Source organism: Natrinema soli (genome assembly GCF_028618695.1).
Map to the genome: position 1 here is coordinate 1 of NZ_JAQIVI010000648.1, position 9,094 is coordinate 9,094.

The window sequence follows — 9,094 nt, forward strand, 5'->3', positions numbered from 1 at the left end:
GCCGGCTTCGCCGGTCGCGAGTGGATCGCCACGCCGGACCACGACGCGCCGGTCGAAGCGCCGATGGCCTACGCGTGGAACCCGACGGTGCAGGGCGCGAAGAGCGAGGATACCGCACTGGTCACCGACGAAGAAATCGAGACGCTAACGGCGACGGATCGCTGGCCGACGACGACCGTCTCCGCGGTCGATCGGGACGTCGAACTCGAGCGGCCGGACGTGCTCGAACTCGAGGACTAACGACGAGGGAGGACGCAGACCCGTCGAACCCTATTCGTCGCTCGATCGTGCGTCGAAATCGTCATTTTCGTCAGTTGTATCGCCCACGATGTCGTCGTCGGACTCGTCAGACTCGTCGGGGCTATCGGACCCGTCGGATTCGGTATCGACGGTGTCGATCTGCATGTCGTCCTCGAACTCGATGACGTCGGCGTCGGGGTCAGTTTCGGGGTCTGTCTCCGTCCCGGAGCCGCCGTCGATCGTCGGCGCCGTGTCGTCGACGGTGATCTTCACCGGTTCGACTTCCTCCTCGAGTTCGGCTCGGGAGTCGCGATCGCCCTCGCGGTCGAGGACGCGATCGAGCGTGAAGATGGTGTTCAACTCCTGCTGGACCTGATCGACGACGCCCCCGACGAGTTCGCTGGGCTGGATCGCGGTGTACTCGTAGGGGTTGTTTCCGGCCCCCTCGCTGGCGCGCTTTTCGCGGGTGACGCGGTCTTCCTCGTGGAGTTCCGCGAGCGCTTCGCGGACCGTGCTGGGATAGAGCCCAGTCCCCTTCGCGACCTCTTCGGAGGTACTTCCGGGGTTCGCCAGCAGGTAGACGTATATCTTCGCGCGGGTTTCGGTGTCCAGGATCCACGAGAGCAGGTCGACGATGCGCTGGTCGAGCTCCTCGACGGCCGGGCTCCGGCGGGTCTCGCTCTCGACGAACTCGTCCGGCCCCTCGAGCGATTCGTCTCCGTCGTCGGTATCGACCGGATGCTCGTCTGTGTCGTCGGAACTCATGTGGGTTCTCGTACAGGACGAGGCCTCGAGCGGAGTTAAACCTTTGTGGGGCCGACTCGGCAGTGGTCAGAGACGGTTGAGGGGAGTCAAGCGTAGCGTTTTCAACGTATTCTCTCACGGCATTCGCCTTCGTCTGGAATCAGCGTCTCGGAACACGACCGAAGAGTTCGACCTCCCGATCGAGTCCGAGTCCGGATGTAACTTGTTAACAGTATACGGCCGAAAATAAACGCAATGTAGCGTATTTCGCCGCGGATTTGTTTCTCTACGCGGTATGGGAGCGACTATTTATTACAATGCTGCGAATGAAACCGTTCTAATCCGGAAGTACTATTACCTAATTCCAAAATTTTATATTGAAGGATATGGCTGGATTATTTCGGTCGGCATGGCGACGATATCGATCGGTTCCGATCGTTTATCGAATCGGAGCAGCGTTCGTTCTCGGTGCCCTCGTTGGACTGATAGCCGGTCAGCCGGCAACGTCACTGCAGCCGCTCGGGGATCTGTTCGTTCGATTACTCGAGATGATCATCGTTCCCATCATTATCTTCACGCTGTTGATGGCGTCACGAGAACTCTCTCCGAAGAATTTGGGGAGGATCGGCGGCCAGGTCGTACTCCTGTATATCGCCACGACGGTCGTTGCCATCGCGATGGGACTGGGTGTGAGCAATCTCATCGATCCCGGCACGGGGATGACGGTAGAGGAGACGGACGTTCAGACCGAACAGACGCCGTCGCTCGTGGACCAAGTGTTCAGTATCGTTCCCGAGAACCCGTTCGCTGCGATGGCCGAAGGAAACATCCTCGCGATCATCTTCTTCACGCTCATCTTCGGCCTCGGAATGACGATGGTGCGAGCGGAAGTCGAACCGGATTCAGCGGTCCGGAACGGCATCGATACCATCTTCGACGTCGTCGACGCCGGCGCGGAGGTCATGTTCAAAATCGTCTGGGGGATTATGGAGTTCGGCGTCATCGGTGTGTTCGCGCTGATGGCGGCGTTGTTCGGGGAAGTCGGCGTTCAAGCAATTCGTGCGTACTTCACGCTCTCCCTGACTCTCGTGATCGCTATCGGCCTCCAGATCACCCTCGTCTATCTTCTCCTGCTCATCCGAGGGGCCGTCGGTGCGTCACCGCTGGACTTCCTCCGTGGTATCAAGGAGGCACTCATCACAGCGCTCAGTATTCGGTCGTCCACCGCAACGCTTCCCGTCTCGATGTCGGATGCCGACGAGAACCTCCGCGTCGAAGAGCGCGTGTACGGCTTCTCACTTCCGCTGGGAGCGACGATCAATATGGACGGGACGTCGATGTACCTCGGCATCGTCGCGGTCTTCGCCGCGAACATGGTCGGTGTCTCCCTGACGCTGGTCGAACAGTTCGCCATCCTGCTCACTGCACTCCTCGCGAGCATCGGTACCGCGGGCGTTCCCAGTGCAAGCCTCGTGATGATGACTGCGGTGTTGACGCAGGTCGGACTCCCGCTCGAGGTCATCGGGATGATCGCGGGTATCGATCCACTGCTCGACCGCCTGCGGACGATGAACAACATTGCAGGCGACCTCGCAGTGACCACGGCCGTCGCGAAGTGGAACGACGCGATCGATCTCACGAACGGCGTCTGGGCCGACACACCGGCCGAGTTCGGTGAAGAACCCATGAGCGCGACGGACGACTGAACGAGCCCGCGACGGACGACTCTCCGTGGTATCTGAAGCGAAACGAACCGATCGGTGATCGTATAGCGAACTCATAATCGGTGCTATACGCGGTATCCGCGGCCGCTCAGCCCTCGAGCGACCGCCACGAACCTACTGCGTCTGCAAGATGAGCGACTCACACAGCGCGTCGGGTCCCTCCTCCTCGAGCAGCCGGCGTTGCCGATCTGCGCCGCTTTCCCGTTCGTACACGTCTCTGATGCCGTCGATACCGAGGCGTTCGCACTCGCGGTCGACGAGTTCTCCCAGATCGACGGTTCCATCGAGGTCGCGGTCGATGAACGATGCGTCCTGTCCGTGGCGGATCGCCCGCCACTTGTTCTCGTCGAGCAGCTCCCGGCGGTGCCGGTGACCGCTCGCGCCGTCCTCGTACTCCTCCGCGAGGGTCTCGACGAGCGCGTGGGCGTACTCGACGAACGCCAGCACGATGTCGGGATCCGCCTGTCCGTCAGGGGTGCGTAGTTCGACCGTCCCGTGGGCGGTGTGGGGCCGAACGTCGTACCAGAGTTCGCCGCGGTCGTTGATCGACTCGGTCTCGAGCATCAGCCGCTCGAACCGGTCGAACGCCTCGAAGTCCTCGAAGTGGGTCGGCATACCGGTATTGGGCAGCGCCTCGAAGATCTTCGCTCGGGCCGACTGGAGCCCGGTATCGAACCCGTTCCAGTAGGGTGAATTCGCAGAGAGCGCGAGCATGATCGGCACGTACCACCGCAGTTCGTTGGCGATCCAGACCGCTTTGTCAGCGTCGTCGACGCCGACGTGGACGTGGACGCCCGCTGTCGTGTTTCGGTGTTGTGGATACTGGATTCGGTCGAGTTGCGAGCGATAGCGGGATTTCTCCGCGTGCTCGAGTTCCTGCCACTTCGCGAGCGGGTGGAGACCGGCAGCCGCGATGCGATAGCCGTAGTTCTCGGCGTGTTCGACCAGCGCCCGCCGGATTTCGAGTAGCGAGTCGCGGGCATCACCGGGGTCCGCTATCAGCGGCGTCTGGGTCTCGATGACGAATTTGAACAGTTCGTGATCGAGTCGGCCCTCGAGGATTTCGGGCGGGTCGTGTTCGTAGACGAGTTCGTCGGTCCCGCTGGTCGGGCGGCCGTCGGCGTCGACGACGAAACACTCCTCTTCGATCCCCAGCGTGCCCATGCGCGTAAACGATTCTCGCGACCCGCGTTCCATCGTGTCGTGCTTTCGTCGCCGATAATAAATACGATTTGGAGTCGGTGCGTCCGACCGGCTCCTCGAGCCGAGGGTTCTCGCGCGAGGATCAGGACGCGACGGTTTCGGCCTCCGGCTCGAGGCCCGCTTCGTCCTCGCGAAGCTTGAACTTCTGAATCTTGCCGCTGGGATTCTTTGGCAGTTCGTCGACGAAGTAGTACGTCCGCGGCCGCTTGAAGTCGGCGAGCCGATCGCTCTCGAGAATGAACTCGTCGAGGGCGGCCGCGTCGACGCCCTCACCGACGACGTAGGCGGCGACCGTCTCACCCCACTCGTCGTCGGGTTCGCCGACGACGGCCGCCTCTTCGACGGCGTCGTGGGCGAACAGCACGTCCTCGACCTCGGCGGGATAGACGTTCTCGCCGCCGGAGACGATCATGTCGTCCTTCCGGTCGACGACGTAGAGGTAGCCGTCGTCGTCGCGGTACCCGAGATCGCCGGTGTAGTACCACGTCGTCCCGTCGGCCTCGCGCAGCGACTGCGCGGTCGCCTCGGGGCGGTTCCAGTACTCCCGCATCGTACACGGGCTGGCGATCAGAATCTCGCCGATCTCGCCCTCGTCGACCACCTGATCCGGATCCGCGTCGGGTTCGACGATGCGCAGTTCGTGATTGAGCCCGGGCAGCCCGGCCGAGCCCTGCTTCGGGATCTGATCGGCCGCCGACTGGAAGATTCCGGCTGGCCCGATCTCGGTCATCCCGTAGGCCTGGACGTAGTCCTCGCAGAGGTGTTCCATGCAGTTCTCGAGCACCTGTTCGGGCATCGGGGCCGCGCCGTACAGTCCGAGCCGGAGCGACGAGAGATCGACGTCCATCTCGGCGGCGGTCATCGAGAGCGCGTTCCAGGCGGTCGGTGCCGCGAAGAGGAGCGTCACGTCATGGTCTTCGATCGCCTCGAGCACCGCCTGCGGTTCGAACTCGTGATGGATGACGTTCGCCGCGCCGCGGTGGACCCGCGCGAACAGGTTACAGTGGAGTTCGGCGCAGTGATACAGCGGCATCATCGACAGACCCACGTCGTCGCGGGTGAGGTTCATCTCCGCGATACAGAGCAGGTCGTGCTCGACCATGCTCCGGTGCTCGTGGACGACCCCCTTCGGCCGACCCGTCGTTCCCGACGTGTAGATGAAGGCGTAAACGTCGTCCTCGTCGACGCGGACGTCGGGCCGGTCGGTCGAGCCCGACTCGAGCACGTCGTAGAACCCGCTCGCGTACGCCGGCACGTCGTTCCGGTCGTCGTCGATGAACACGTACTCGGCGACGGACTCGAGGCTCGGTCGAGCCCCCTCGACGGCCTCCCGCGTTTCGGACTCGAAGAGGATCATCTTCGCCTCGGCGTCGTTGACGATGTACTCGATCTCACCCGCCGGGAGGCGGAAGTTCAACGGGGTGAAGACGGCACCGATCTTCGCGCACGCGTAGACGGTGAGCGCCATCTCCGAGCCGTTGTACAGCACCGTCGCGACTCGGTCTCCCGTCTCGATTCCGGCCTCGAGCAAGGCGTTGGCCAGCCGATTTACCCGCTCGTCGAACGCCGCGTAGGTCCAGTGCTGGTCCTTCCGCGGATAGACGATCGCGTCGCGCTCGGGGTAGCGATCGGCCGTTTGCTCGAGGGTGTCGCCTATCGTGGGATGGTCAGACATACCACGACTGCGTACCACGGATATCCTTATATTCTTTAGTGAGGATCGTACCGGGTAGTGCCGAATCGGCGCCGAAATCGACTGATTCACGTCTGATTTGTCGGTACTCGCTCGATACACGGTCGAGTGAGCGGAAGCCGAAACGGCTCGCGCTTCCGATCCGGACTCCGATCAAGACGGGGACGAACGGCCGGGGTTCCTAGAGCCGAGTGATCGAGAGCACCAATCCGACGGTCCCGACCGAAGCCAGGAGCAGGAACCCGTGGTCGAACGAGCCGTAATCGGCGAGCGTGCCGATGAGCAGGGGCGACGTCGCACCGACGACCATCCAGCCCGCCTTCAACGTTCCCAGCCCCGTTCCCTGCATATCGTCGGGGAGCGAGTCCGCGATATACGTCTGCGTGACCACGCCGCACCCGTTCCAGCTACTGATGAGAACCGTGACCGCGACGAGCGGGACGAGACCGGTAACGAAGGGCAGCAACCACAGCCCGGCGACGCAGCCGCCGAAATACAGGACGAGCGTCGGACGCGCGCCGAAACGGTCGAGCATGGTTCCCGAGAAGGGCTGTATAACCGCACCGACGGCGAAGAACAACCCGAACAGCGTCGCTGCTATCGCCGGAGAAATTCCCTTCGCCACCGTGAGATACGTCGGATAGAAGGAGGAAAACCCCTGTATCACGAACGAGGCGGTGACCTGAATCGTGACGACGATCGGGATGGATTCGCGAGTGATCCCACTTCTGATCCGCGCGAGCGTGTCGCTCGAGAGTTCGTCGACCGCGCTTTCCCCGCTCGACGTGCGGTTCGGAACGGCCATCCAGAGTCCGACGGCGACGCCGAGAAAGAGTGGACTGAACGCGCCGATTCCGTACTGCCACGTCGCGTACGAAGCGATACCGGCCGCCGCGACGGGAAAGACCGTGTTGCCGATATTCCCCGCAGCCATCGTCAGCCCGATGGCCGAGCCGGCCCGATCCGGATAGATGTCCGTGAAGATGGTGAACCGAGTCGGTCCGTAGAGTGCGGTCGCGAGGCCGAACACGATCGTTCCCGCGAACAGCATCCAGACGTTTATCGCCGTGGCGACGACGAGAACGGTTCCGGCCGAAATGAGGGTGCTGAGGACGACCACGTTGCCCTCGCCGATTCGGTCGCCGAGGAACCCGCCGGGTACGTGACCGACGGCGTACGACCCCCAGAGCAGCGTCAACAGCAGTCCGGTCGTGGTCAGGCCGATCCCGAAGTCGTCCTGAAAGTAGGGGACGAGCGCGGGATAGACGAACCGCACGCCGATAGAGAGCGCCCACCCGGCACCCACGGCGAGGAGAATCCAGCCGCGCCCGCCGGCCCACAGGTCACCCGTCGTCTCCTTCGCGTACCGTCTGATCGTCCGTATCGGATGCGCCACGGTGAGTCGTTGCTATGCCTAGCAATACTCGGGTTGTTTCAGTTACGTAGGCGGCCAATGCTTCCGGGAGTTGAGCGAGGGGTTCGGTTCCGGCAGTCACCGAACAGTACGTATCATCGAGTACGGACTCGTCACTCGGATCGACGACGGAAACGATGGGATCACGGGTCTCGGCGAGCAGTATCTCGCCGGAGAACCTGACGCTAAGGGCCTCGAGCCGGCCGGCGGCCGATAGCAGCACGCGTCGCTTTCAGTTCCGGCCGTTCGGTAGCCTCTCACTCGACGCCGTACCAGCCGCAGAGACGCCGTATGAACTGGGCGATCAATAGCCCGACGAACGCGCCGGCCATGTACGAGGTCGACGCGTCTATTCCGAGACGGTCGACGACGAGATACCGGATCGCGATCAGTGCGATGACGGACGCGATCACGACCACAGCCACCAGTTCGGGATGGTCCCGGAGACTGGTCGAGCGAGCGAGCCGTCCGGGCGACTCTGCTGTCATTAGTGACCCCGTTCCGTGAGGGTCTTATCGGTCTTCTGGTCGACGTATCGTCGACCCGGTCCGTCTTCGCGCGCTAGTCCGCGCGCGTCGAGCGCCGCGTACTCGACTCTCGTCTCGAGGGCGACGAACAGTCGAGCCGCTCCAGAGCTCGCGAGTACGGAAGCGTGCGGGATTTGATCGGCGGGAAACGGAAGTGCGCAGCGGGTCGCGTCCGCTGTCACTCGCCGCTCTCCGCTCCCCTCACAGCCGGCCGTCTCACGTGGCCTGCTGGCGCGGATCGAATAACGCGCAGTTCGGGCACCACTCCGACCCGTCTGCCCGTCGGATCTTCTTCCCACTACAGTCGGCGCAGGGCTCTTCGGCATAGCGGACCATACGATATCCGTCTGGGAGGTGGAATGATATGGGTATTTCGGTGGACTCACGTTCTGTAATGCCTGATTTTCACGTCACGGAGACGGAGTCGATTCGGATAACACGGTCGCCACGTGATCAAATGAGACGGTGATTCGAGTCACCGCGGCCGCGCCACGATCCCGAGATGATCCGCATGATACTCCTCGAGCCCCTGCGTCTCCACGATCTCGTACCCCGCCGAAAGCTCCTCGCGAACGTCCTCGAACACGGCCGACGGCTCTCGAGTCACGTCCTCGCTCCGAGCCTTGACAGCCAACAGTAGCCGTCCATCGTCGGCCAAGAAGCGCCGGTTCTCGAGCGCCACCCGAGCCTGCCCGCGCGTCGCCACGTCCTGGACGATCACGTCCACGTCCGACTCGACGACGTGGGCGTAGGTCTCGGGCTTTCGGGCGTCTTTCAGCAGCGGAAAGAGCCGATCCCGACTCTCGGCCGTCTCGAGCAGATCCCGAACCGGCCGCGCGGCGAACTCCACGGCGTAGGTCGGGCCGGCGAAATCGGCGACGTGGCTCACCGTCGTCCCGCTCGCGGCACCCAGATAGAGCACGGTTTCGCCGCCTTCGAGGCCGGCCTCCATCCCGAGCTCGAGCATCGCGCCGAGCTTCGACCGATTCGGGTTCCAGGCACGCCACTCGCCGTCGGTGGGCTCGCCGTAGACGGGCTCCCCTCGAGTCGCCAGCCGTTCGGCCCCGTCGAACGCGCGGCGCTCGACGCCCGCCGGAAGCTCACTCATCGTCGGCACCTCCGGTATCGGCACTTCCACCGTCGGAGTCCGCATCGTCGTCCACCGTCCGCGCCTGAATCGTTTCGATCCGCTCTGCGAGTTCGGCCTCGAGTTCGGGCTTCGACTCGCCCGAGTAGTGATCGACGCGGGCCGCGATGGCGAGTTTGCCCGCGACCGCACGCGCCGCGGAGCCCCGGTTCTCGGGGTGAGTTCCCCGAACCGCGTCGTGCGTGTAGATGATCCCGTGCTTGGGTGAGGGCGCGTGCCCCCGGAGATGGGCGAACAGCGCGTCCTCAGCTCCCAACACCTGGACCGTCCCGCTGGGTTTCTTGGCCAGCGCCTCGAGCCCACCCGCGAGGGAGATCAGGCGAGCCGCCAGCACGGGCTCGGCGAGCGCCGAGAGGTTCGGCGCGACGGCCGGCGTCTGGCGCTGCACGAACTCTCGGAGCT

General features: G+C 63.5%; 10 protein-coding genes and 1 pseudogene. 3 read left to right on the forward strand and 8 right to left on the reverse strand.

Annotation, left to right across the window (positions count from 1 at the left end; all coding sequences use genetic code 11):
• Positions 1–240 (forward strand): annotated as a pseudogene (locus PGX04_RS29135) (M24 family metallopeptidase); the annotation flags it as partial.
• 30 nt (positions 241–270) lie between these two features.
• Here the strand turns inward: PGX04_RS29135 and PGX04_RS29140 are convergent.
• Positions 271–1,005, reverse strand: a complete 735-nt coding sequence (locus tag PGX04_RS29140; RefSeq protein WP_273741688.1) for a helix-turn-helix domain-containing protein — start codon at positions 1,003–1,005, stop codon at positions 271–273.
• A 365-nt stretch (positions 1,006–1,370) separates the two neighbouring features.
• On the opposite strand from PGX04_RS29140, the gene PGX04_RS29145 reads away from it, so the two are divergent.
• Positions 1,371–2,690 carry a dicarboxylate/amino acid:cation symporter gene (locus tag PGX04_RS29145; RefSeq protein ID WP_273741689.1) on the forward strand — a complete coding sequence of 440 codons (1,320 nt, stop codon included), beginning with the start codon at positions 1,371–1,373 and terminating at the stop codon, positions 2,688–2,690.
• Between the two features lie 132 nt (positions 2,691–2,822).
• On the opposite strand, the gene PGX04_RS29150 is transcribed toward PGX04_RS29145, so the two are convergent.
• From PGX04_RS29150 to PGX04_RS29160, 3 genes are all read right to left on the reverse strand, one after another.
• A complete protein-coding gene (locus PGX04_RS29150) occupies positions 2,823–3,905 on the reverse strand; it encodes a glutamate--cysteine ligase (RefSeq protein ID WP_273741690.1) in 1,083 nt (360 codons plus the stop codon).
• A gap of 88 nt (positions 3,906–3,993) precedes the next feature.
• The gene (locus PGX04_RS29155; RefSeq protein ID WP_273741691.1) at positions 3,994–5,586 is read right to left on the reverse strand and encodes a fatty acid--CoA ligase; all 1,593 of its coding nucleotides are present in this window, start codon (positions 5,584–5,586) and stop codon (positions 3,994–3,996) included.
• Positions 5,587–5,785: 199 nt separating this feature from the next.
• Positions 5,786–7,000: an MFS transporter gene (locus tag PGX04_RS29160; protein WP_273741692.1), complete on the reverse strand. Its 1,215-nt coding sequence runs from the start codon at positions 6,998–7,000 to the stop codon at positions 5,786–5,788.
• A 70-nt stretch (positions 7,001–7,070) separates the two neighbouring features.
• On the opposite strand from PGX04_RS29160, the gene PGX04_RS29165 reads away from it, so the two are divergent.
• The gene (locus tag PGX04_RS29165) at positions 7,071–7,235 is read left to right on the forward strand and encodes a phage repressor protein (protein WP_273741693.1); all 165 of its coding nucleotides are present in this window, start codon (positions 7,071–7,073) and stop codon (positions 7,233–7,235) included.
• Between the two features lie 40 nt (positions 7,236–7,275).
• Here PGX04_RS29165 and PGX04_RS29170 read toward each other — a convergent pair whose 3' ends face one another.
• The 4 genes from PGX04_RS29170 to PGX04_RS29185 all read right to left on the reverse strand — a co-directional run.
• Complete coding sequence (locus tag PGX04_RS29170) at positions 7,276–7,506, reverse strand: hypothetical protein (RefSeq protein ID WP_273741694.1); 231 nt, start codon at positions 7,504–7,506, stop codon at positions 7,276–7,278.
• Positions 7,506–7,727, reverse strand: coding sequence for a hypothetical protein (locus tag PGX04_RS29175; protein ID WP_273741695.1), 222 nt, complete (start codon positions 7,725–7,727; stop codon positions 7,506–7,508). The genes PGX04_RS29170 and PGX04_RS29175 overlap by 1 nt, the downstream gene beginning before the upstream one ends.
• 293 nt (positions 7,728–8,020) lie before the next feature.
• Entirely contained in the window at positions 8,021–8,653 is a 633-nt protein-coding gene (locus tag PGX04_RS29180; protein ID WP_273741696.1) for a fibrillarin-like rRNA/tRNA 2'-O-methyltransferase, read from the reverse strand.
• Positions 8,646–9,094 (reverse strand): NOP5/NOP56 family protein (locus tag PGX04_RS29185; RefSeq protein ID WP_465263855.1); only part of this gene is annotated, 449 nt, incomplete at its 5' end. The genes PGX04_RS29185 and PGX04_RS29180, both read right to left, overlap by 8 nt.

Excerpts from the sequence above, each read along its gene's own strand:
- PGX04_RS29140 (WP_273741688.1), bottom strand. The coding sequence starts at position 1,005 with ATGAGTTCCGACGACACAGACGAGCATCCGGTCGATACCGACGACGGA.
- PGX04_RS29145 (WP_273741689.1), top strand. The coding sequence starts at position 1,371 with ATGGCTGGATTATTTCGGTCGGCATGGCGACGATATCGATCGGTTCCG.
- PGX04_RS29150 (WP_273741690.1), bottom strand. The coding sequence starts at position 3,905 with ATGGAACGCGGGTCGCGAGAATCGTTTACGCGCATGGGCACGCTGGGG.
- PGX04_RS29155 (WP_273741691.1), bottom strand. The coding sequence starts at position 5,586 with ATGTCTGACCATCCCACGATAGGCGACACCCTCGAGCAAACGGCCGAT.
- PGX04_RS29170 (WP_273741694.1), bottom strand. The coding sequence starts at position 7,506 with ATGACAGCAGAGTCGCCCGGACGGCTCGCTCGCTCGACCAGTCTCCGG.
- PGX04_RS29180 (WP_273741696.1), bottom strand. The coding sequence starts at position 8,653 with ATGAGTGAGCTTCCGGCGGGCGTCGAGCGCCGCGCGTTCGACGGGGCC.